We start from the raw sequence: 22,961 nt of genomic DNA on the forward strand, positions 1-22,961 counted from the left end.
TATAAATAGGAGTGTAGCTCAATTGGTAGAGCGCCGGTCTCCAAAACCGGAGGCTGAGGGTTCGAGTCCCTCCGCTCCTGCCAATTTGAGCTTAAAATTATGAAGAACCCGATTAAATTTATACAAGAAGTAAAACAAGAAGCATTCAAAGTAACTTGGCCTACATGGAAAGAAACATTGCAAGGCGCATTAATGGTATTTGTAATGGCTTTAGTTATGTCCTTATTTTTTCTTCTTTTAGATCAGGTTTTAAAATTTTTCCTAGAATTATTACTTAAGGTAAGTATTTAATGAAAAATTGGTATATTGTTCAATCTCATTCAAGCTTTGAAAATAAAGTAGCTTCTTTAATTAAAGAAGAAGCTGACAAAGCTAAAATAAGTGAAAAATTTGAGGAAATAATTGTACCCACTCATGATGTTACTGAGGTTAAAAGAGGTAAAAGAATTCAAAGGAAAAAAAAGTACTTCCCTGGATATGTTTTAATTAAAAGTGAAATGGATAACAATATCTACCATATGATTAAAAACATTAAGAGAGTTAGTGGATTTTTAGGAAGCAAAGGTATTCCAGTGCCAGTATCTGACAAGGAAGTAGAAAAAATTTTAGGTCAAATTAAAGACGGAGTTGCTCAACCAAAATCTGGTATTGAGTATAGTGTAGGAGAAAAAATTCAGGTTGTAGATGGTCCATTTGCTTCATTTACAGGTATGATTGAAGAAATTGATGAAGAAAAAGCTAGACTTAAGGTGTCAGTTTCTATATTTGGTCGTCCAACACCAGTAGATTTAGAATATAATCAAGTTGAAAAGGTAAGTTAATGGCAAAAGAAATTAGTGGATTTATAAAATTACAAATTAAAGGTGGACAAGCAAACCCAGCTCCACCTGTTGGACCTGCGTTAGGTCAACGTGGTGTAAACATCATGGAATTCTGTAAAGCCTTCAATGATAAAACGAAATCAATGGCGGGCAAACCTGTACCTGTTGAGATAACGGTTTATAAAGATAAAAAATTTGATTTTAAAATCAAATCTCCCCCAGCGTCTTTCTATATTAAAGAAGCAGTTAAACTAAAGGGTGGTTCAAAAGAGCCAGGCAGAAATATAGTTGCATCGATTTCAAAACAACAATTAGAAAATATTGCAAAAGAAAAAATGAACGATTTAAATGCACATGACATTGAAGAAGCAATTAAAATTATAGCAGGATCTGCAAGATCAATGGGAATCGAGGTAAAAGAATAATGCCATCAAAAAGATATAAAAAATTACCTGAAAATACCAAAGACTTAAACTCAGATACTATTGAGAATTTGTTACCTGAATTAAAAAAAAATTGTACTACTAAGTTTGATGAGTCTTTAGACTTAAGTTTTCAAATCAATAACAAACAAAAAAAGAGTGAAGTAAATATTAGAACAGTAGTTAATTTACCAGGAGGAACAGGTAAAACAGTTAAGGTTGCCGTAGTTTGTGAAGATAATAAAGCAGAAGAAGCTAAAGATGCTGGAGCTGATATTGTTGGTGGCGATGAATTTGTAGATAAAATTAAAGCTGGTGAATTAAACTTTGAAAAATTAATTTGTACACCAGGAATGATGATTAAACTTTCTAAATTAGGGAAAGTTTTAGGACCTAAAGGTTTGATGCCAAATCCTAAACTAGGTTCTGTATCAGAAAATATTAAGGAAGCAGTAACTAACGCTAAATCAGGTCAAGTTGAAATAAGAAATGATAAAGACGGAAATATTGGTGTAAGTATTGGAAAAAAATCTTTTTCTGACGATCAATTAATAAAAAACTATAATGCAATTATAGATGCGCTTGAAAAAGAAAAAACAAACAACACTTTAAAAGGTGATTTAATAAAAGGTGTATTTGCAACATCTACAATGGGTGTGTCTTATAAAGTTAAATTAGGGAAATCGATATAGTTATGATGAATAAAGAACAAAAGAAAAATTATATTGAAGAAATGACAGCTAAGTTTGAAAACAGTAAAGCTGTAATGGTTACTCATTACCAGGGTTTAACAATGACTCAATTAGATGATTTAAGAGCCAAAATGAGAGAGCATGGAATTATTTTTAAAATAACAAAAAACAGAATTACTAAGCTTGCTTTGGAAAAAACTAAGTGCAAAGATCTATCAAATTTATTTACAGGTCCGACGGCAGTTGCGTTTGGTGAGGATGCAATAATGTCTGCAAGGATTCTATCAAAATTTGCAAAAGATAATAAAAACTTAAAATTAATTGGCGGAATAATGGACGATGAGGTTTTAGACCAAGCAGGTGTCCAAAATGTAGCTAGTCTACCTACATTAGATGAAGCAAGAGCCAATATTGTAGGTATTTTGAACGCTTCTGCATCTAAATTAATCAGTATTTTGCTTGCACATTCAGAAAAAATGAGTAGTTTGTCGGCAGAAAATTCTGAAACACAACCTAAAGAGTGATAAATATGCCTGACCTAAACAAAATTATTGAAGACCTATCAAGTTTGACTGTAGCTGAAGCAGCCGAACTTTCAAAACAACTAGAAGAAAAGTGGGGTGTAACTCCAATGGCTGCAGCAGCTCCAGCAGCAGCAGGTGGTGCAGCTCCAGCAGAAGAAAAAGATGATTTCACAATCATGCTTGTTTCTGCGGGTGATAAAAAAATTAATGTTATTAAAGAAGTAAGAGCAGCTACTTCGTTAGGTTTAAAAGAAGCTAAAGATCTTGTTGAAGGTGCACCAAAAGAAGTTAAGTCTGGTGTAAATAAAAAAGATGCTGAAGAGATCAAAGCTAAGTTAGAAGCTGCTGGCGCTAAAGTAGAACTTAAATAAAACAATTAGAAAGAATTCAAATACTGATTAATTTTTAATCAGTATTAATAAATATAGATGCAATTATCTTTTACTGAAAAGAAAAACATTAGAAAAAGTTTTGGTAAATTAAAGGAAAGTTTATCAATACCAAATTTAATAGAAGTTCAAAAAAATTCTTATAAAGAATTAACTGAATTTTATGCTGAAACAGAACTTACAAAAGGTTTTGATAGAGTATTCAAAAGTATATTTCCAATTGAAGATTTAAATGACAAAGCAACTTTAGAGTATGTTTCTTATAGATTAGAAAAGCCAAAATTTGATGTAGAAGAATGTATTGCTAGAGGTTTGACTTATTCTTCAGCACTTAAATGCACTCTAAGATTAGTTGTTTATGAAATAGACCAAGAGAACAACACTAAAGATATTTTATCAGCTAAAGAGCAAGAGGTTTATATGGGTGAAGTACCAATGATGACAAACAGTGGTACTTTTATAACTAATGGAGTTCAGCGTGTTGTTGTTAATCAAATGCACAGAAGTCCTGGAGTATTTTTTGATCATGACAAAGGAAAGACACATGCAAGTGGTAAATTGTTATTTAATTGCAGAGTAATACCAAATAGAGGCTCATGGTTAGATTTCGAATATGATGTAAAAGATTTTTTATATTTTAAAATAGATAGAAAAAAGAAAATTTACGCATCTACATTATTATTAGCTTTAGGATTTACTAAATCGGAAATTGTTGATGAGTTTTATGAAAGTGAACAATACACTTTTGACACCAAGACAGAAAAATGGAAAACAAAATTTAATCCTGAAAATTATAAAGCCAAAAACTTTTCTGAGGAAGTAATTGATGCTAAAACTGGTGAAGTTGTAGTAAAATTAGGTGACAAAATTAATTTTCTAACCGCTAAGAAATTAGCTAATGATGGACTTAAAGATATTTTGGTATCGAGAGAGTCTCTTTTTGGAAAATTTCTTCATAGAGATGTTAAAGTAAATGAAGAAGAAGATGGTGTTTTTAAAATTGGTACAGAGTTAAACGACACCATAATCCAACAAATTTTAGATGCCAATATTTATTCTCTTCAAATATCTGTCACTAATTCAATTAATAAAGGGCCTTATTTATTAACAACCGTTTTAGCAGATAAAAATAATTCAAAAGACGAAGCTATTACAGAAATTTATAAAATGTTAAGACCAGGTGAGCCACCTACAATTGAGATAGCTACTCAAATATTTAATAATCTTTTCTTTAGTTCTGATAGATACGATCTGTCTGACGTTGGTAGAGTAAAAATGAACTCGAGACTAAATCAGGAGTGTTCAGATAAAATTACAATTTTAAGAAATGATGACATTATTGCGATCATACATAAAATGTTAGATTTACGTGATGGTAAAGATGATGTTGATGATATCGATCACTTAGGTAACAGAAGAGTACGTTCTGTAGGTGAGCTAGTAGAAAATCAGGCAAGAATTGGTGTTTATAGAATGGAAAGAGCAATCAAAGAGAAAATGACTACCTTGGATGTTGAGTCTGCGATGCCACAAGATTTAATAAACGCTAAACCATTAACAGTCTCACTTAAAGATTTCTTTGCGAGCTCACAGCTTTCTCAATTTATGGATCAAACAAATCCACTTTCTGAAATTACACACAAACGAAGGGTTTCAGCTTTAGGACCTGGAGGTCTTACAAGAGAAAGAGCTGGTTTTGAGGTTCGTGACGTTCACCCAACTCATTATGGAAGAATTTGTCCAATCGAAACACCTGAAGGACCAAATATTGGTTTAATTAATAGTTTATCAACATATGCCAAGATTAATAAATATGGCTTTATTGAAAGCCCTTATAAAAAAGTTAAAGACGGTGTTGTTCAGGATAAAGTGGAATACTTATCAGCAATGGAAGAAACAAAATTCACTATTGCCCAAGCTAACACCAAACTCGACAAAAATGGAAAAATTATTGAAGAACTAGTTTCTTGCAGACAGAATTTAAATTTTCTTTTATCAAAACCTGATGCAATAGATTATATAGACGTTTCACCTAAGCAACTTGTTTCAGTTGCAGCATCATTAATTCCTTTTTTAGAAAATGATGATGCTAACAGAGCTTTGATGGGATCAAATATGATGAGACAAGCAGTGCCACTATTAAAACCAGAGTCTCCACTTGTAGGAACCGGTATAGAAAGTGATGTTGCATTAGACTCAGGAGTAACTATTGTTGCAAAAAGAGACGGTATAGTTGATAAAATTGACGGAAAAAGAATTGTAATTAAAGCAACTGAGGAAACTGATTTTAGTAAATCTGGTGTTGATATTTACAATCTTCAAAAATTTAAAAGATCAAATCAAAATACGTGTATTAACCAAAAACCTCTTGTTCGTGTTGGTGACAAGGTTAAATCAGGTGATATCATTGCGGATGGTCCTTCAACAAAACTAGGTGAATTAGCTTTAGGTAAAAATGTAACAGTAGCCTTCATGCCATGGCAAGGTTATAATTTTGAAGATTCTATTTTGATTTCTGAAAGATGTGTGACAGATGATGTATTTACATCTGTTCATATAGTTGAATACGAAATAATGGCTAGAGATACGAAGCTTGGTGAAGAAGAAATCACGAGAGATATACCAAATGTAAATGAAGAAGCTTTAAAAAACCTTGATGAGTCTGGAATTGTTTATATTGGTGCGGAAGTCAATGCTGGTGATATTTTAGTTGGTAAAGTAACTCCTAAAGGAGATTCTGCCTCAGGTCCTGAAGAAAAATTATTGAGATCTATATTTGGAGAAAAAGCAATCGATGTTACTGATACATCTTTAAGAATGTCTAGAGGTTCTAGTGGAACAGTAGTAGATGTTAGAGTTTTTAATAGACATGGAATTGAGAAAGATGAAAGATCAATCACAATTGAAAGAGCTGAAATTGAACAAGTTCAACAAGATAAAATTGTTGAAGAAGAAATTTTAGAGAGAAGTATTAAACAGAGAGCCTCTCAAATATTATCAGGTTCATCATTAACTAAAAAAGTCAAGGAACTGTCTGAGGGTACGAAATTAGACTTTGATGCAATAAACAATCTATCTATAAATGATGTTTTCAAAATTACAGTTGGAAATGTAAATGATGAAGCTACTTTAGCTCAACTTAAAGATCAATACAACAAAGCCAAACAAGACATAACAGAAAGATTTGAAGATAAAGTTTTAAAAATTAGAAGTGGTGATGATTTATTACCAAGTGTAATGAAAATGGTAAAAGTTTTTGTTGCTATCAAAAGAAGATTAAGACCAGGTGATAAAATGTCAGGTAGACATGGTAACAAAGGAGTGGTGAGTAAAATTGTGCCAGTTGAAGACATGCCATATAGAGAAGATGGAAGACCAGTAGATATTGTCTTAAACCCTCTTGGTGTTCCAAGTAGGATGAACGTCGGTCAAATTTTAGAAACACATTTAGGATGGGCTTGTAAAGAATTTGGTGAACAGATTAAAAACTTAGTTAATGAAAATAACAAAAAAATAGAAAGAACTGAAAAAATAGAAAAATTCTTAAAATCTGTTTATGGAGAAGATACTTTTAATGAAAAGGTAGATAAATTAAGTAAGAACGAATTTAAAGATCTTTGTGAAAACTTACAAAATGGTATTGCAATATCAACACCAGTATTTGATGGCGCTAAAGAAAAGAACGTAACTGACATGTTAGAGTTAGCTAACTTACCTGGATCTGGTCAAACTTATTTATGGGATGGCAGAACTGGAGAAAAATTTGATAGACCAGTCACTGTTGGGATAATTTACATGTTGAAACTTCATCACTTGGTTGAAGATAAAATTCATGCAAGATCAACTGGTCCTTATAGTTTAGTTACACAACAGCCTCTTGGTGGTAAAGCGCAGTTAGGTGGTCAAAGATTTGGAGAAATGGAAGTATGGGCTCTTGAAGCATATGGAGCTTCATACACACTTCAAGAAATATTGACTGTTAAATCAGACGATGTTGCTGGAAGAGTTAAAGTTTACGAAACTATAGTTAAAGGTGAAGAGAATTTCGAGTCTGGTATACCAGAGTCATTTAACGTACTCGTTAAAGAAATAAAATCATTAGCATTAAATGTGGAGCTTAATTAATGAAAAAAGAATTAACAGATTTATTTAAAGGTAGTGAAATTTCCGAAGCACAGAATTTTAATAGCATAAAAATTTCTTTAGCTAGTCCTGAGAAAATTAAATCTTGGACATTTGGTGAAATTAAAAAACCAGAAACTATAAATTATAGAACGTTTAGACCCGAGAAAGATGGTCTATTCTGTGCAAGAATTTTTGGACCAATCAAAGATTACGAATGTTTATGCGGAAAGTATAAACGAATGAAATTTAGAGGTATTATCTGTGAAAAATGTGGCGTTGAAGTAACAAAATCTAATGTAAGAAGAGAGAGAATGGGCCACATTAATCTTGCAACACCTGTGGCACATATTTGGTTCTTAAAATCGTTACCAAGTAGAATTGCACTTGCTGTTGATATGAAGTTGAAAGAAATCGAGAGAGTTCTTTATTTTGAAAACTTTATAGTAATCGAACCAGGACTAACTGGATTACAAAAAAATCAACTTTTAAATGAGGAAGAATTAGCAAAATATCAAGATGAATTTGGAGAGGAAAGCTTTACCGCAGGTATAGGAGCAGAAGCTGTACTTGAAATGTTAAAAAATCTTGACTTAGAATTAGAAAGAAAAAATCTTGTTAGCTTTATTAAGGAAACTAAATCTAAAGTTAATGAAGAAAGAGCAATTAAGAGATTAAAGTTAATAGAATCATTTATTGAAACTGGTCAGAAACCAGAGTGGATGATTATGACTGTAGTGCCAGTTATTCCACCAGAATTAAGACCTCTTGTGCCTTTAGACGGTGGTAGATTTGCTACTTCAGATCTTAATGATCTATACAGAAGAGTTATTAACAGAAACAATAGATTAAAAAGATTAATGGACCTTAAGGCTCCAGACATCATTGTTAGAAATGAAAAAAGAATGCTTCAAGAGTCTGTTGATGCTCTTTTCGACAATGGAAGAAGAGGTCGTGTTATTACTGGAACAGGAAAAAGACCACTCAAATCTCTTGCAGAGATGCTTAAAGGTAAGCAGGGTAGATTTAGACAAAACTTATTAGGAAAAAGGGTAGATTACTCTGGAAGATCAGTAATTGTTGTTGGTCCAGACTTAAAATTACATGAGTGCGGATTACCCAAAAAAATGGCTTTGGAGTTATTTAAACCATTTTTATACGCAAGATTAAACAAATTAGGTTTAGCATCTACAATTAAACAAGCTAAAAAATTAGTAGAGAAAGAAACTAATGCTGTATGGGATGCATTAGAGTTAATCGTAAGAGAGCACCCTGTTTTATTAAATAGAGCACCAACACTTCATAGACTTGGTGTTCAAGCTTTTGAACCAAAATTAATTGAAGGTGATGCAATTGAGCTACACCCTTTAACTTGTGCAGCTTTTAATGCTGATTTTGATGGTGACCAAATGGCAGTTCATGTACCTTTAAGTTTAGAAGCTCAGTTGGAAGCAAGAATATTAATGCTATCAACGAACAACATTTTATCTCCTTCAAATGGTAAACCTATAATCGTTCCAAGTCAGGATATGATTTTAGGAATATATTATCTTTCACAGGAACCAGTAACGGATAAACCATCTGGATACTTTACTAATTCTGATCAAATAGAGTTTGCATTATCTTCAGGTGAAATTAACGTTCATAGCACTATTATTTCAAGATATGAAACTGTTGATGAACAAGGAAATAAGAAAATTGAAAAATATACATCAACTGCAGGAAGATTTTTATTAGCCAACCTATTACCAAAAAATAGCAATATTAAATTTTCATTAGTTGATAGATTGCTACCAAAAAAAGTTGTTTCTGAAATAATTGATGTGGTTTTCAGATTCTGTGGTCAGAAAACGACAGTTATTTTCTGTGATAAACTTAAAGATTTAGGATTTAAGCATGCATTTAAAGCAGGAATTTCATTTGGAAAAGATGATTTAATTATTCCTGAAAATAAAACTCAGTTAATTGATGATACTAAAAAATTAATTGCAGATTATGAAACTCAATATGCTGAAGGTTTGATTACAAGAGGTGAGAAGTACAACAAGGTTGTCGACGCATGGTCTAAATGTACTGATAAAGTTGCGGGTGAAATGATGAAAAGAATTTCTGCAACTGAAAAAACAGAAGAAGGTTTAAAAATAAATTCAGTATTTATGATGGCTGATAGCGGTGCTAGAGGTTCAGCAGCGCAAATGAAACAATTGGCTGGTATGAGAGGATTAATTGCAAAACCTTCAGGTGAAATTATTGAGAGTCCAATTATCTCTAACTTTAAAGAAGGTTTAACAGCTTTAGAGTATTTTAATTCTACACACGGAGCAAGAAAAGGATTAGCAGATACTGCGCTTAAAACAGCAAGCTCTGGATATTTAACAAGAAGATTGTGTGATGTTGCTCAAGATTTAACAGTAACAAAAATTAAATGTGAAGAACCAGGTTTTATTGAACTATCAGAGATCTTAGAGGGTGGTAATGTAGTCGTTAGTTTAGCAGAAAGAGCGCTAGGTAGAGTTACAGCTGCTGAGGTGAAAAATCCTTTAAGTGGTGAAGTAATAATCAAAAAGTCTGAAATGATTGATGAGGCAGGATGTGATAAGATTGATGCAGCAGGTGTTAAATCTATAAAAGTTTATTCAGTAATGACTTGTAGTTCTAAAGAGGGTGTTTGTGCTACTTGTTACGGAAGAGATTTATCTAGAGGTAAAATGGTGCATGTGGGTGAAGCAATTGGTATGATTTCAGCTCAATCAATTGGAGAACCAGGTACGCAGCTAACGATGAGAACATTCCACGTTGGAGGAACAGCTTCGGTCAAACAAGATAACCAAATTATTAGCAAAAGCGATGGGACATTAAAAATTATTAACTCAAATATTCTAGAAGACTCAAAAAAGAATTTAATTGTTATGGGAAGAAATACTCAACTTTCTATTGAGGATGATAAAGGAGTTCAAATAGCAGTTTATAAAGTTGCTTATGGATCAAGATTATTTTTTAATAATGGAGATAAAGTTAAAGCAAATACAAAAATTTGTGAGTGGGATCCATATACAACTCCAGTTATTGCTGAAAAGAGTGGTATTGCAAGTTATGTTGATTTGATAGATGGTGTTTCAATTCAAGAAACTACTGATGATGCAACTGGTATTTCATCAAAATCTGTGATTGATTGGAGAGGTCAATCTAAGAGTACAGATTTAAAACCAAGAATTACTTTAAGAGATGAAAAAGGAAATGTAATTAAAAAAGCAGATGATAATGAAGCTAGATATTACTTAGTACCAGATTCAATTTTATCAATTAAAGATGGTCAAAAAGTTTATGCTGGTGATGTTATTGCAAGATTACCTAAAGAAACAACGAAAACTAAAGATATTACTGGAGGTCTTCCAAGAGTAGCTGAACTTTTTGAAGCTAGAAAAGCTAAGGACAGTGCTATTATAGCCGAAAACGATGGAAGTGTTGTTTTTGGAAAAGAAGTTAGAGGTAAACAAAGAATTTCGATTGTTCCTGAAGACGGATCAGAAGCATCAAATTATTTAATTCCAAAAGGAAAACACATTAACTTTAATCCTGGTGAAAAAATTCAAAAAGGTGAATATCTTTTAGATGGACAGCCATTACCGCATGATATTTTAAGAATTTTAGGCATTAAAGAATTAACAGAATATTTTGTTAATCAAGTTCAAGAAGTATATCGATTACAAGGTGTAATTATTAACGATAAACATATTGAAACAATTCTAAGACAAATGCTTAAGAAAGTTGAAGTTAAGGTATCTGGAGATTCAAGTTATTTACCAGGTGAAGTGGTTGATAGAATCAAGTTTGATAATACTAATGAAAAATTAGTTGCTGAAGGCAAAACTCCTGCAGTTGGAGAAAGAGTTTTAATGGGTATTACTAAAGCTTCACTTCAAACAGAATCATTCATTTCTGCTGCATCTTTCCAAGAGACAACAAGAGTATTAACAGATGCTGCAATTAAAGGGAAAGTTGATCCGTTAAACGGTTTAAAAGAGAACGTAATTGTTGGAAGATTAGTTCCTGCTGGAACGGGTAATATCAAGAACAGATGGAACAACAAGGCCTTGGAAGATGATAATAGCTTCTTAGCAGAACAGGATAAACTTGAAGCTTCTGAGCCTGAAGAAACACAAGTAAATCAATAAAAAAATCACCTAAAAATTGCAGTTTTAGTTTGACAATAGCTGATTAATAAGTATTTTGGCGATGTTTTTGGTTGGAATGTAGTGCTCTTAAGGTACTAAACGCTGCCACAAAATAACCTGTCAGTTATTTTCATCTCAAAAATAAATTAATTAATTTTAAAAAAAAATTATGCCAACTATTAATCAGTTGTTAAGAAAAAAAAGAGTTAAACAAGTTTCTAGAAACAAAGTTCCTGCTTTACAAAAGCAACCTTTAAAAAGAGGTGTTTGTGTTAAAGTTTATACAACCACTCCAAAAAAACCAAACTCTGCATTAAGAAAAGTTGCTAGAGTTAGATTGTCAAACGGTTTTGAAGTAACTGCTTATATTCCAGGCGAAGGTCATAATTTACAAGAACACTCTGTAGTACTAATTAGAGGTGGAAGGGTTAAAGATTTACCTGGTGTTAGATATCATATCTTAAGAGGAAATTTAGATACACAAGGTGTTGCAAATAGAAAACAGAGAAGATCTTTATACGGAACAAAAAAAGGTAAATAATGTCTAGAAAAAAAACTCAACCCAAAAAAAATGTAGTTCCTGATCCAAAATTTAATTCAACTATAATTCCAAAATTAATAAACAACATTATGTATGATGGCAAAAGAGGTATTGCTGCAAAAATAGTTTATGAAGCAATAGAAAAAATTAAAACAAAAACTAAAGATGAACCTATAAATATTTTTAATGAAGCAATTAACAATATCAAACCAACTGTAGAGGTTAGATCACGAAGAGTAGGTGGTGCAACATACCAAGTGCCAGTTGAGGTAAAAAGCAAAAGAGCTCAAGCACTTGCAATAAGATGGTTAGTTGATTCAGCAAGAAAAAGAAAAGACAAACACATGGCAGATAAAATTTTTAACGAACTGTATGATGCTTATGAAAAAAAAGGTGCTGCAGTAAAAAAACGAGAGGATGTTCATAAAATGGCAGAGTCTAACAAGGCATTTGCACATTTTAGATGGTAAAAAATTATGGCTAGAACTCATACATTAGATAAATATAGAAACATTGGGATCATGGCCCACATAGATGCTGGTAAAACAACTACTACAGAAAGAATTTTATATTATACAGGAAAAAGTCATAAAATTGGTGAAGTACATGATGGTGCTGCAACAATGGATTGGATGGAGCAAGAACAAGAAAGAGGTATCACAATTACTTCTGCAGCAACAACTTGTTTCTGGAATGACCACAGAGTTAACATAATCGATACTCCAGGCCACGTAGATTTTACAATTGAAGTTGAAAGATCTTTAAAAGTATTAGACGGTGCTGTGGCTGTATTTGATGGAGTTGCTGGTGTAGAGCCTCAATCTGAGACAGTATGGAGACAAGCAGACAAATATAAAGTTCCACGAATTTGTTTTGTAAATAAACTTGATAGAACTGGTGCAGATTTCTTTAGATGTGTTGATATGATCAGAGATAGATTGGGTGCTAAACCATTAGTTTTACAAGTTCCTATTGGAATTGAAGCTTCTTTAACTGGTGTTGTTGATCTTGTTAAAATGAAAGCTCAAGTATGGAAAAATGAAGCTTTAGGCGCAGAGTGGGAATATAAAGATATACCTGATGATTTAAAAGAAATTTCAGAAAAATACAGAACTGAATTAATTGAGTCTGCAGTTGAGCAAGACGAAAAGCTAATGGAAGCGTATTTAAATGGTGATGAAATTAAAGAGGAAGATTTAGTTAAATGTATCAGAAAAGGAACTTTAAATTTTAGCTTTGTGCCTGTTTTAACTGGTTCAGCTTTTAAAAATAAAGGTGTCCAACCTTTATTAGATGCAGTTATTAATTACCTTCCAAGTCCAGTGGATATTGGATCTATTAAAGGAACAAAACTTGGTTCTGATGATGAGATTGAAATGAAATTCGAAGATGGATCATCTTTTTCAGGATTAGCATTTAAAGTAGCAAATGATCCATTTGTTGGTTCATTAACATTTGTTAGAATTTATTCTGGTACAATTAAATCTGGTACAGCTGTGTACAATTCTTCATCAGATAAAGAAGAAAGAGTTGGTCGTATGCTTTTAATGCATGCAAACTCTAGAGAAGATATTAAAGAAGCAAATGCAGGTGATATTGTTTCTTTGGCAGGTTTAAAAAATACAATGACAGGACACACTTTGTGTGACAAAGAAAATCCTGTTTTATTAGAGCCAATGGAATTCCCTGAACCAGTAATTGAAATTGCTGTTGAGCCTAAAACAAAAGGTGACCAAGAAAAAATGGGTGAAGCTTTAGCAAGATTAGCTAAAGAAGATCCTTCATTTAGAGTTTCATCTGACGAGGAATCTGGTCAGACAATCATCAAAGGAATGGGTGAGCTTCATCTAGATATTATTGTTGATCGTATGAAAAGAGAATTTAAAGTTGAAGCAAATGTTGGTGCTCCACAAGTTGCTTACAGAGAAACAATAGAAAAGTCAGCTGAATTTGAATACATACACAAAAAACAAAGTGGTGGTGCTGGCCAATTTGCTAAAGTAAAATTATTTGTTGAACCTCAAGAACCAGGCAAGGGTAGAGAGGTTGAAAGTGCCATAAAAGGTGGAGCTATTCCAAAAGAATTTATCCCTGGTGTTGAAAAAGGTATTGAGACAGTTTCTGATAGTGGAATACTAGCAGGTTTTCCTATGATTGATTATAAAGTAACAATTGTTGACGGTCTGCATCATGATGTAGACTCAAGCGTTCTAGCATTTGAACTTGCCAGCAGGGCATGTTTTAAAGAAGCTTGTACTCAAGGTGGACTAAAGCTTTTAGAGCCTATTATGAGAGTGGAAGTTGTTACTCCAGAAGATTATATGGGTGATGTAATTGGTGATTTAAACAGTAGAAGAGGCCAAATTAGCACTCAAGAGCAAAGAGGAAATGCAACTGTTATAACAGCAATGGTCCCTTTAGCTAATATGTTTGGCTACATTAATAATCTAAGATCAATGTCACAAGGAAGAGCGCAATATTCAATGTTCTTCGATCATTATTCTAAAGTTCCACAAAACGTTCAAGATGAAGTAACTAAAAAGGTAGCAGGTTAATGGAAAAACAAAATATTAGAATTAAATTAAGAGCATACGACAATAAAGTTTTAGATGCTTCTACCGAAGAAATAGTTAATACAGTTAAAAGAACTGGAGCCACTATAAAGGGTCCAATACCACTTCCTACGAGAATTGAAAGATACACAGTTTTAAGATCTCCACACATTGATAAAAAAAGTAGAGAGCAATTTGAGTCTAGAACTCACAAAAGATTAATTGATATTATTGAACCAACACCACAAACAGTAGAGGCTTTAATGAAACTAGACTTAGCTTCAGGTGTAGATGTGGAGATAAAAATATAATTATGAGTGAGATAGCTTTATTAGGTAAGAAAATTGGCATGACTAGAGAGTTTTATAAATCTGGTCAATTAGTGCCTGTTACAGTTCTTAAAGTTGAAAAAGCTAGAGTTATTCAAGTAATTGAGGAAGAAAAAAGAGGTTATAAAGCTGTTCAACTTGGGTATGGAAAAATAAAAAATTCAAAATTAACAAAAGCAATGAAAGGTGTTTTTGCAAAGAAAAACACTGAAGCTAAGAAAAAATTAAAAGAATTTAGAGTGAACGATACTTCTGCTTACAAAGAAGGAAATGAATTTGGTTTAGAAATTTTCAAAGATATTAAATTTGTAGACACAAGATCAAAAACAATTGGTAAAGGTTTTGCTGGTGCTATGAAGAGACATAACTTTGGTGGCTTAAGAGCTAGTCACGGTGTTTCTATTTCTCATAGAGCTCATGGTTCAACAGGACACAGTCAAGATCCTGGTAAAGTTTTTAAAGGAAAAAAAATGGCTGGTCATATGGGTGATAAGCTAAGAACAATGCAAAATATCGAAATAATAAAAACAGATTTAGAAAATGAGCTACTTTATTTAAAAGGATCTATTCCAGGATCAAAAAATGCTGAAGTAATGGTTAAAAGATCAGTTAAAAATATAAATAAAATGACAATAAGTGAAAAATTAGCTGCTGCTGAGGAAGCAAAAAAAACACCAGATAAGAAGAAAAAATAATGAAATTAGATAAAATTAGCATAGACGGAAAAAAAGATACTATTGAAGTGTTAGATAAAATATTTTCTGCAAAGATTAATCAAAAGTTAGTTGCTAGTGTTTTATATAAAACAAATGCCAACTACAAAGGTAGACACGCTAAGACTAAACAACAAAATGAAGTGAAAGGTCCGACATCAAAAATTTATGCACAAAAAGGAACTGGAGGAGCAAGACACGCTAGTAGAAAAGCTCCTATTTTTGTTGGTGGTGGTATAGCTCATGGTCCAAAAGGTGAATTAGCTTACAAAAAAAGAAAGTTAAATAAAAATGAAAAGAAACAAAGTGTTGCTTCTTTAATTACTGAAAAAAATAATAATAAGAACTTATTAATTTTAAATGATTTTAATTCTGAAATTAAAAAAACAAAAGAAATGAATTCAATAATTAATAAACTAGAGATTTCTAATTCATTAATTATTCTTGATAAAAATTCAAAAGATAAGATAGAAAAATCTGTGAGAAATATTCCAAACGTAAAAGTTACTGACGTAAATCATTTTAGCGCGTACGATATTATAAAATTTAAGAAAGTAGTTTTTACCGAAAGTTCAGTAAAAGAATTGGAGAAAAGGTATTCTTAATATGGATAAAATTCATTTATACGACAAAATTCTTTTTCCAGTTGTTACTGAAAAATCAACAAACCTATCAGAATTGAACAAAATTACTTTCAAGGTTCCTGACGGTGCTAATAAAAAAAACCTTAAAAAAAATATTGAAAAAATTTTTAAAGTTAATGTCACTAAAATTAACATCATCAATAAACAAAATAGAACTAAACTCACTAGAGGTAAAAAAGTGAAAGTTTCAGGATACAAAAAAGCAATCATAACTCTAAAAAAAGGTCAAAGCATTGATCTAACAACAGGAATTTAAAAAATGGCATTAAAAACTTTTAAACCATACACAAAATCTACTAGAGGTACTATTTTAGTAGATAGAACAGGGCTATGGAAAGGCAAACCTTTTAAAACTCTTGTTTCCCCAAAAAATGCTATGAAGGGTAGAAATAATAATGGACACATCACTTCAATTAACAGAGCGGGTGGTCATAAGAAAATGTATAGACATGTTGATTTTTATAGAAAAAAATTTGACATGGAGGCTACTGTTGAAAGAATAGAATACGATCCGAATAGATCTTGCTACATCATGTTGGTTAAATTTGAAGATGGAACACATTCGTATTTTTTAGCTCCTCAAAAAATTAAAGTTGGAGATAAGATTGAGAGTGGATCAAAAAAAGAAATTAAAATTGGAAATTGCATGCCGTTACAAGATATACCTGTTGGTATCAATATTCATAACGTTGAAATTCAACCAGGTGGTGGCGGTAAAATAGCTAGAGCAGCTGGTTCTTCAGTTACGATTAGTGGATTAGATGGAAATTATAGTTTAATTAAATTAGCTTCAGGTGAAGTACGTAAAATAGATTCTAGAGCTTTAGCTACTATTGGAATTTTAAGTAATCCTGATCAAAAAAATATTAAAATTGGAAAAGCTGGTAGATCAAGATGGTTAGGAAGAAGACCTCATACTAGAGGTGTTGTTAAGAATCCAGTTGATCACCCACATGGAGGTGGTGAAGGTAAGTCAGCAGGAGGAAGGCATCCAGTGTCTCCAACAGGACAATCAGCAAAAGGTTTAAAAACTAGAGATAATAAGAGAACAGATAAATTTATAGTTAAGAGAAGAAATAAAAGGAAGGATACTAAGTAATGGCTAGAGCTGTATGGAAAGGACCATTTGTTGAAGAAAGCTTGATGAAAAAAGTAGACAAGTACAAAGATGATCCGAAGAAAATTCCAATTAAAACTTGGTCTAGAAAATCTACTATTCTTCCAGATTTTGTAGGGGTAGCTTTTCAAATATATAACGGTAAGAAATTTATACCAATAACAGTTTCAGAGGATATGGTGGGTCATAAATTAGGAGAGTTTGCTCCAACAAGAACTTTTTTTGGACACACACCAGCTGATAAGAAAGCTAAACCAGCAGAGAAAAAATAATTATGGGCAAGAAAAAGAAAATTGATAAAAATAACGATAAGACTGTAAAGTCTATAAACAATGGAATTAGATCAAGCGTAAGAAAGATTAATCCAATTTTAAAAAGTATTGTTGGTAAAAAGGTTGATGTAGCTATTAGAGACCTGCAGTTTTCTGAAAAAAGAGTTACAAGAGATATTAGAAAGACAATTAGCTCAGCTGTTGCAAACGCTGAAAATAACTTTCAATATGATATTGACAATTTAATTGTCAAAGAAGCGTATTGTGGAAAAAAAATTGTTATGAAAAGATTTAGACCAAGAGCAAAAGGTAGAGCGGCACCAATTTTAAAACCTTGGTCAACAGTAACTATAATTTTATCAGAGGCAAAACAAATGGAGAAACATGGGACAAAAGGTTAATCCTGTAGGTTTTAGATTAGGTGTAAACAGAGGTTGGGACTCTGTTTGGTATGCTAAGAAAAAAGATTTTGGCAACTATCTAATTGAAGATTTTAAAATAAGAGAATACATCAAGAAAAATGTAATTAATTCAGGTGTATCTAAAGTGATGATAGAGAGAACATCAAACAAATGTTACGTTACAATTTACACATCTAGACCTGGATTTGTAATTGGTAAAAAAGGTAGTGATATTGATAAAATTAAAAATAACTTATCAAAATTTACGACAAATGAAGTTAACTTAAATATCAAAGAGGTTAAAAAACCAGAAACAAATGCATATTTAGTTGCTGAAAACATTGCACAACAGTTAGTAAAAAGAATTTCATACAGAAGAGCCATGAAAAGAGCCATGCAATCATGTATCAGACTAGGTGCAAAAGGGATTAAAGTTTCAGTAAGTGGAAGATTAGGCGGTAATGAGATCGCTAGAACCGAATGGTTAAGAGATGGTAGTATACCATCACACACTTTAAGAGCAGATATAGATTATGCAGAAGCGGAAGCTCTTACAACATATGGAATTATTGGAATTAAGGTTTGGATCTATAAAGGTGAAGTTTTTGCAAAAGAATTTAGCCAGGAAACAAACAAAGTCACTCCAAAGGAAGGTAAACAATAATGCTTCAGCCAGTAAGAACTAAATGGAGAAAAGCTCATAAAGGAAGAATTCATGGTAATGCTACTAGAGCAAGTACTATTAATTACGGTGCATATGCCTTGAAGGCATTACAGCCTGAAAGAGTTACTGGAAAACAAATTGAGGCTGCTAGGGTTGCTTTAACTAGACACATGAAAAGACAAGGAAGAGTATGGACAAGAGTTTTTCCAAATATTCCAGTTTCTAAAAAACCAATAGAAGTTAGAATGGGTAAAGGAAAAGGATCACCAGAATATTTTGCTTGTAGAGTAAAACCTGGAAGAATTTTATTTGAAGTTGATGGTGTTTCTGAACAAATTGCTAAAGAGGCACTTTATAAAGCTTCAGCAAAGTTACCAATAAAAACAAAGACAATAAAGAGATTTGCATAAATGAAAAAACAAGAGATTAAAAAATTAAGTAAAGATGAGGTTATCAAAAATATTGATAAGCTTAAAAAAGACTTATTTAATTTTCGATTTCAAAAAATGAATTCTCAAATAACTAATCCTGCAAAAATTGGAGAAACAAGAAAAACAATTGCAAGATTGAAAACAATTTTAAAAGGAAAAACAAATGCCTAAAAAAATATTAACAGGAGTGGTGATAAGCGACAAACCTAATAAAACAATTACAGTTATGGTAGAGAGAAAATATTCACACCCTGTATTGAAAAAAGTCATTAGAGTCAGAAAAAATTACAATGCTCATGATGAAAATAATACATTTAAAACAGGTGATAAAGTTTCAATTATTGAAAGCAAACCATTTTCAAAAAATAAAAAGTTTCAAGTTATGGAGAATAATAAATAATGATTGGTGTACAGACAGAATTACAAGTTGCTGACAACACAGGTGCAAAAAGAATAGAGTGCATCAAAGTATTGGGTGGATCTAAGAGAAGATATGCCAGCATTGGAGATACAATTGTAATTGCTGTGAAAGAGGCTATCCCTAAGGGCAAAGTAAAGAAAGGAACTGTTCATAAAGCTGTAGTAGTAAGAGTTAAAAAAGGGATTCATAGAAACGATGGATCAAAAGTAAAATTTGATAATAATGCAGCAGTATTAGTTGATGATAAGGGTGAACCAGTTGGTACTAGAATATTTGGCCCTGTAACTAGAGAATTAAGAAGTAGAGGGCAAATGAAAATAATTTCACTAGCACCGGAGGTTTTATAAGATGATTAAAAAAGGTCTAAAAGTAAGAGTGCTAACTGGAAAAGACAAAAAAAAAGAAGGTGAAGTTATCGAAATCGACAGAGCAAACAATAGAGCCAAAGTAAAAGAAATTAATATGGTTAAAAAACACGTTAAAACAACAAAAGAGAAAAAAGGTGGTATTTTTTCAAAAGAAGGTTTTATTCATTTATCAAATTTAAAATTAATAGATGAAAAAGCAGAAAAGAAAAAAGAGGCTAAGAAATAATGACTCCAAGATTAAAAGAAATTTTTAATAAAGAAATACAACCAGCTTTAAAAGATCAATTTGGCTTCAAAAATATTTACATGGCTCCAAGAATTGAGAAAATTGTTTTGAACATGGGTCTTGGTTTAGATGGTTCAGACTCTAAAATTCTTAAATCATGTGAAGAGGATATGGCTAAGATAACAGGCCAAAAACCTGTAACTACAAAATTTAAAAAATCTGTAGCAAACTTTAAGACAAGAAAAGGGTCTAATGCAGGTTTAAAAGTTACTTTAAGAAAGAACAAAATGTATGAATTTTTAGACAGATTGGTTAATATTGCTCTTCCAAGAATTAAAGATTTTAGAGGATTATCACCGAAAGGTTTTGATAAATTCGGAAATTATACTTTTGGCATAAAGGAACATATCATATTTCCCGAAGTTAGTTTTGATAGAGCTGATAAAGTTAGAGGCTTAGATATCGTTATTGTTATAAAAGCAATTAACAAAGAGCACAGCTTTGCATTATTAGAAAAAATGAATTTTCCATTTATTAAAAAAGGAGACAATTAAAAATGGCTAAACTTAGTGCTGTAAATAAAAACAAAAAAAGAATTAAACTTTCAGACAAAATGTTCAAGAAAAGACAAAATTTGAAAAAAATAATAATGGATAAAAAACTTCCATTAGAGGAAAGATTTAAGGCACAGCAGAAATTATCAAAATTGCCAAGAAATTCAGCTAAAACAAGAGTGATGAATAGATGTGAAATAACAGGTAGGCCACATGGTGTTTATAGAAAATTAAAAATATCAAGAATTGCTCTTAGACAATTAGGATTACAAGGAAAAATACCTGGCTTAGTTAAGTCGAGCTGGTAGGAAGGAAAATTATGAGTTTAAGTGACCCAATAGGAGATATGATAGCTAGAGTTAAGAATGCTCAAGCGAGAAATCATAAAAAAGTAGATCTGCCATCATCAAACTTTAAATCTAAAATTGCAGATATACTTAAAAATGAAGGTTTTATAAAAGATTTTAAAATCAGTTCAGAGGATAATAAACCAACATTGTCTTTAGAACTTAAATATCACTCTGGTAACCCAGTTATCAGTGCATTTGAAAGAGTTTCTAAACCAGGAAGAAGAATTTTTTCTAGTGCAGAAGGTTTACCTAAAATTAATAACGGTCTTGGTATTGCAATAGTTTCTACACCAAAAGGTGTAATGACTGATATTGACGCCAGAAAACAACGTGTTGGTGGCGAAATTATTTGTAAGGTATTTTAATGTCTAAAATTGGAAAAATAAATATATCAATCCCTGAAAAAGTTAAAGTGGCTTTAGCTGGCAATATTATAAATATAGAAGGGCCATTAGGAAAGAAATCAATAAATATTGATTTGGATATGTTTAATTTGGATATCAAAGAAGGAAAAGAAATTTCAATAAAACCAAAAAAAATTGACCAAAATTCTAAACGACTTTGGGGCATGAACAGAAGTTTAATTAATAATGCTGTAATTGGTTCAAGCACTGGCTATGAAAAAGTGTTAGAGCTTGTAGGTGTTGGATATAGAGCGGCATTAAAAGGAAATCAGCTAAATTTACAATTAGGCTACAGTCATGATATTGATTTTGACATTCCAGAAGGAATTAAAATTGCTGTAGAAAAACAAACTACACTTAAGATCACTGGATCTGACAAACAATTAGTTGGTGAAGTTGCATCAAAAATTAAAACATTTAGAAAAATTGAGCCATATAAGGGTAAAGGTGTTAGAGAAAAAGGCCAATATGTTCTTAAAAAAGAAGGTAAGAAAAAATAATGAAACTAAACACTAGTATTAGAAAAAGATTTAGAGTTAGCAATAAAGTAAAAAAAGTTGCTCCAAAAGATAGATTTAGATTAAGTATTTCAAGATCTGCCAAAAATATTTCAGCTCAAATCATTGATGATACAAAAAAAGTAACTTTGTTATCAGCTTCATCCATTGAGAAAGATTTAAAATCATCTGATAAAATTAACAAAACAGAGCTTTCAAAATTAGTTGCCCAAAAGCTTGCAAAAAAAGCTCAGGAAAAAAATATTACAAAAATTTATTTTGATAGAGGATCTTATAAATATCATGGTAGAATTAAAGCATTTGCAGACACGTTAAGAGAAAATGGGATGGAATTTTAATTATGGAAAATAACAAAGATAAAAAAACAGACGATATTTTAGAAAAGTTAGTTCATATCAACAGAATTACAAAAGTTGTAAAAGGTGGAAGAAGATTTGGTTTTTCAGCTCTTGTAGTTGTAGGGAATCAGGCTGGAAAAATTGGAATAGCACACGCTAAAGCAAAACAGGTTCCAGATGCAATTAAAAAAGCTAATGAAATGGCGAGAAGAAAATTAACACATATACCTTTGAGAGAAGGAAGAACAATTCATCATGATGTGAAAGCTAAAGATGGCTCTGGTAGAATAGTTTTAAGAGCAGCATCAAAAGGTACAGGTATTATTGCAGGTGGTCCAGTTAGAGCAGTATGCGAGGTATTGGGTGTAAAAGATATTGTTGCTAAATCAATGGGCACATCAAATGCACACAATGTGATTAGAGCAACCATGAAAGCTTTAATGAAACAAAATTCACCAAAACAAATTTCAGCAATAAGAAATAAAAAAATATCAGAAATTATTGAAAAAAGAGGATAATGATTACATTAAATACAAGACAGAAAATTAATAAACCTAAAATTAGAGTAGGAAGAGGTATTGGTTCTGGAAAAGGTAAGACATCTGGGAGAGGTGTTAAAGGTCAAAAATCTAGATCTGGTGTAGCAATTAAAAGTTTTGAAGGTGGTCAAATGCCTTTGTATAGAAGATTACCTAAAAGAGGCTTTAATCCAATTTCCAGAGAAAACATAGCAATTTTAAATTTAGAAAAAATTCAGTCTTATATTGATAAAAAAAATATTAATCCAAATGAAGTGCTTAATTCTTCATCTCTAAAAAAATTAAAATTAATAAACAAAAACTCTACAAAATTAAAAATATTAGGTACTGGAGAGTTAAAAGATAAAATTAATATTGAGGCTGACTTAGCATCAAAATCAGCAATAGAAAAACTAGAAAAAATTGGTGGATCTATTCAATTAAAAAAATAATTT

General features: G+C 31.6%; 31 protein-coding genes and 1 tRNA gene. All 32 read left to right on the forward strand.

Annotated elements, in window-relative coordinates:
• Positions 1-7: 7 nt before the first annotated feature.
• A tRNA-Trp gene (locus ACTTAR_RS00425) sits at positions 8-83 on the forward strand.
• A 16-nt stretch (positions 84-99) separates the two neighbouring features.
• Positions 100-291 (forward strand): preprotein translocase subunit SecE, encoded by a 192-nt coding sequence (secE, locus tag ACTTAR_RS00430; protein WP_440680698.1) that lies wholly within the window; start codon positions 100-102, stop codon positions 289-291.
• The gene (nusG, locus tag ACTTAR_RS00435; protein ID WP_440680699.1) at positions 291-821 is read left to right on the forward strand and encodes a transcription termination/antitermination protein NusG; all 531 of its coding nucleotides are present in this window, start codon (positions 291-293) and stop codon (positions 819-821) included. Before secE ends, nusG begins: the two co-directional genes overlap by 1 nt.
• Positions 821-1,246, forward strand: a complete 426-nt coding sequence (gene rplK / locus ACTTAR_RS00440; RefSeq protein ID WP_440680700.1) for a 50S ribosomal protein L11 — start codon at positions 821-823, stop codon at positions 1,244-1,246. Before nusG ends, rplK begins: the two co-directional genes overlap by 1 nt.
• Complete coding sequence (rplA, locus tag ACTTAR_RS00445) at positions 1,246-1,935, forward strand: 50S ribosomal protein L1 (RefSeq protein ID WP_440680701.1); 690 nt, start codon at positions 1,246-1,248, stop codon at positions 1,933-1,935. The genes rplK and rplA overlap by 1 nt, the downstream gene beginning before the upstream one ends.
• A 5-nt stretch (positions 1,936-1,940) precedes the next feature.
• Entirely contained in the window at positions 1,941-2,459 is a 519-nt protein-coding gene (gene rplJ / locus ACTTAR_RS00450) for a 50S ribosomal protein L10 (RefSeq protein WP_440680768.1), read from the forward strand.
• Between the two features lie 5 nt (positions 2,460-2,464).
• Positions 2,465-2,830: a 50S ribosomal protein L7/L12 gene (gene rplL / locus ACTTAR_RS00455; protein ID WP_262589092.1), complete on the forward strand. Its 366-nt coding sequence runs from the start codon at positions 2,465-2,467 to the stop codon at positions 2,828-2,830.
• Positions 2,831-2,887: 57 nt separating this feature from the next.
• Positions 2,888-6,973, forward strand: coding sequence for a DNA-directed RNA polymerase subunit beta (gene rpoB, locus ACTTAR_RS00460; RefSeq protein WP_440680703.1), 4,086 nt, complete (start codon positions 2,888-2,890; stop codon positions 6,971-6,973).
• Positions 6,973-11,145 carry a DNA-directed RNA polymerase subunit beta' gene (gene rpoC / locus ACTTAR_RS00465; protein ID WP_440680704.1) on the forward strand — a complete coding sequence of 1,391 codons (4,173 nt, stop codon included), beginning with the start codon at positions 6,973-6,975 and terminating at the stop codon, positions 11,143-11,145. The genes rpoB and rpoC overlap by 1 nt, the downstream gene beginning before the upstream one ends.
• A gap of 169 nt (positions 11,146-11,314) precedes the next feature.
• On the forward strand, positions 11,315-11,686 hold the full coding sequence (gene rpsL, locus ACTTAR_RS00470) for a 30S ribosomal protein S12 (RefSeq protein WP_075506813.1): 372 nt from the start codon (positions 11,315-11,317) through the stop codon (positions 11,684-11,686).
• A complete protein-coding gene (gene rpsG, locus ACTTAR_RS00475; RefSeq protein WP_075506812.1) occupies positions 11,686-12,156 on the forward strand; it encodes a 30S ribosomal protein S7 in 471 nt (156 codons plus the stop codon). The genes rpsL and rpsG overlap by 1 nt, the downstream gene beginning before the upstream one ends.
• A 6-nt stretch (positions 12,157-12,162) precedes the next feature.
• Positions 12,163-14,241 carry an elongation factor G gene (gene fusA, locus ACTTAR_RS00480; protein ID WP_440676382.1) on the forward strand — a complete coding sequence of 693 codons (2,079 nt, stop codon included), beginning with the start codon at positions 12,163-12,165 and terminating at the stop codon, positions 14,239-14,241.
• Complete coding sequence (gene rpsJ / locus ACTTAR_RS00485; protein WP_023853699.1) at positions 14,241-14,549, forward strand: 30S ribosomal protein S10; 309 nt, start codon at positions 14,241-14,243, stop codon at positions 14,547-14,549. Before fusA ends, rpsJ begins: the two co-directional genes overlap by 1 nt.
• Positions 14,550-14,551: 2 nt before the next feature.
• Complete coding sequence (gene rplC / locus ACTTAR_RS00490; protein WP_428080010.1) at positions 14,552-15,262, forward strand: 50S ribosomal protein L3; 711 nt, start codon at positions 14,552-14,554, stop codon at positions 15,260-15,262.
• Entirely contained in the window at positions 15,262-15,885 is a 624-nt protein-coding gene (gene rplD, locus ACTTAR_RS00495; protein WP_262589100.1) for a 50S ribosomal protein L4, read from the forward strand. Before rplC ends, rplD begins: the two co-directional genes overlap by 1 nt.
• Before the next feature lies 1 nt (position 15,886).
• Positions 15,887-16,180 carry a 50S ribosomal protein L23 gene (gene rplW / locus ACTTAR_RS00500; RefSeq protein WP_262589101.1) on the forward strand — a complete coding sequence of 98 codons (294 nt, stop codon included), beginning with the start codon at positions 15,887-15,889 and terminating at the stop codon, positions 16,178-16,180.
• A gap of 3 nt (positions 16,181-16,183) precedes the next feature.
• A complete protein-coding gene (gene rplB, locus ACTTAR_RS00505) occupies positions 16,184-17,023 on the forward strand; it encodes a 50S ribosomal protein L2 (protein ID WP_075506807.1) in 840 nt (279 codons plus the stop codon).
• Positions 17,023-17,313 carry a 30S ribosomal protein S19 gene (gene rpsS, locus ACTTAR_RS00510; protein WP_075506806.1) on the forward strand — a complete coding sequence of 97 codons (291 nt, stop codon included), beginning with the start codon at positions 17,023-17,025 and terminating at the stop codon, positions 17,311-17,313. The genes rplB and rpsS overlap by 1 nt, the downstream gene beginning before the upstream one ends.
• A gap of 2 nt (positions 17,314-17,315) precedes the next feature.
• A complete protein-coding gene (gene rplV / locus ACTTAR_RS00515) occupies positions 17,316-17,714 on the forward strand; it encodes a 50S ribosomal protein L22 (protein WP_075506805.1) in 399 nt (132 codons plus the stop codon).
• Complete coding sequence (rpsC, locus tag ACTTAR_RS00520) at positions 17,698-18,378, forward strand: 30S ribosomal protein S3 (RefSeq protein ID WP_440697415.1); 681 nt, start codon at positions 17,698-17,700, stop codon at positions 18,376-18,378. The genes rplV and rpsC overlap by 17 nt, the downstream gene beginning before the upstream one ends.
• Positions 18,378-18,788, forward strand: coding sequence for a 50S ribosomal protein L16 (gene rplP / locus ACTTAR_RS00525; protein ID WP_075506803.1), 411 nt, complete (start codon positions 18,378-18,380; stop codon positions 18,786-18,788). Before rpsC ends, rplP begins: the two co-directional genes overlap by 1 nt.
• Positions 18,789-18,980, forward strand: coding sequence for a 50S ribosomal protein L29 (gene rpmC, locus ACTTAR_RS00530; RefSeq protein WP_440697416.1), 192 nt, complete (start codon positions 18,789-18,791; stop codon positions 18,978-18,980).
• On the forward strand, positions 18,973-19,209 hold the full coding sequence (gene rpsQ, locus ACTTAR_RS00535) for a 30S ribosomal protein S17 (RefSeq protein WP_428080011.1): 237 nt from the start codon (positions 18,973-18,975) through the stop codon (positions 19,207-19,209). Before rpmC ends, rpsQ begins: the two co-directional genes overlap by 8 nt.
• Positions 19,209-19,577: a 50S ribosomal protein L14 gene (gene rplN, locus ACTTAR_RS00540; RefSeq protein ID WP_008544079.1), complete on the forward strand. Its 369-nt coding sequence runs from the start codon at positions 19,209-19,211 to the stop codon at positions 19,575-19,577. The genes rpsQ and rplN overlap by 1 nt, the downstream gene beginning before the upstream one ends.
• Position 19,578: 1 nt before the next feature.
• Positions 19,579-19,824: a 50S ribosomal protein L24 gene (rplX, locus tag ACTTAR_RS00545; RefSeq protein ID WP_262589105.1), complete on the forward strand. Its 246-nt coding sequence runs from the start codon at positions 19,579-19,581 to the stop codon at positions 19,822-19,824.
• On the forward strand, positions 19,824-20,378 hold the full coding sequence (rplE, locus tag ACTTAR_RS00550; protein ID WP_262589106.1) for a 50S ribosomal protein L5: 555 nt from the start codon (positions 19,824-19,826) through the stop codon (positions 20,376-20,378). The genes rplX and rplE overlap by 1 nt, the downstream gene beginning before the upstream one ends.
• Before the next feature lie 2 nt (positions 20,379-20,380).
• Positions 20,381-20,686 (forward strand): 30S ribosomal protein S14, encoded by a 306-nt coding sequence (gene rpsN, locus ACTTAR_RS00555; RefSeq protein ID WP_075506797.1) that lies wholly within the window; start codon positions 20,381-20,383, stop codon positions 20,684-20,686.
• Between the two features lie 11 nt (positions 20,687-20,697).
• Positions 20,698-21,093 (forward strand): 30S ribosomal protein S8, encoded by a 396-nt coding sequence (rpsH, locus tag ACTTAR_RS00560; protein ID WP_428080012.1) that lies wholly within the window; start codon positions 20,698-20,700, stop codon positions 21,091-21,093.
• Complete coding sequence (gene rplF, locus ACTTAR_RS00565) at positions 21,093-21,632, forward strand: 50S ribosomal protein L6 (protein WP_262589108.1); 540 nt, start codon at positions 21,093-21,095, stop codon at positions 21,630-21,632. Before rpsH ends, rplF begins: the two co-directional genes overlap by 1 nt.
• The gene (rplR, locus tag ACTTAR_RS00570; RefSeq protein WP_262589109.1) at positions 21,632-21,988 is read left to right on the forward strand and encodes a 50S ribosomal protein L18; all 357 of its coding nucleotides are present in this window, start codon (positions 21,632-21,634) and stop codon (positions 21,986-21,988) included. The genes rplF and rplR overlap by 1 nt, the downstream gene beginning before the upstream one ends.
• Before the next feature lie 2 nt (positions 21,989-21,990).
• A complete protein-coding gene (gene rpsE / locus ACTTAR_RS00575) occupies positions 21,991-22,506 on the forward strand; it encodes a 30S ribosomal protein S5 (protein ID WP_075506793.1) in 516 nt (171 codons plus the stop codon).
• Positions 22,506-22,958: a 50S ribosomal protein L15 gene (rplO, locus tag ACTTAR_RS00580; RefSeq protein ID WP_075506792.1), complete on the forward strand. Its 453-nt coding sequence runs from the start codon at positions 22,506-22,508 to the stop codon at positions 22,956-22,958. Before rpsE ends, rplO begins: the two co-directional genes overlap by 1 nt.
• The last annotated feature ends 3 nt before the right edge of the window (positions 22,959-22,961 follow it).

The organism is Candidatus Pelagibacter sp. HIMB1709 (genome assembly GCF_052047635.1).
In the GTDB taxonomy this organism is placed as follows: domain Bacteria; phylum Pseudomonadota; class Alphaproteobacteria; order Pelagibacterales; family Pelagibacteraceae; genus Pelagibacter.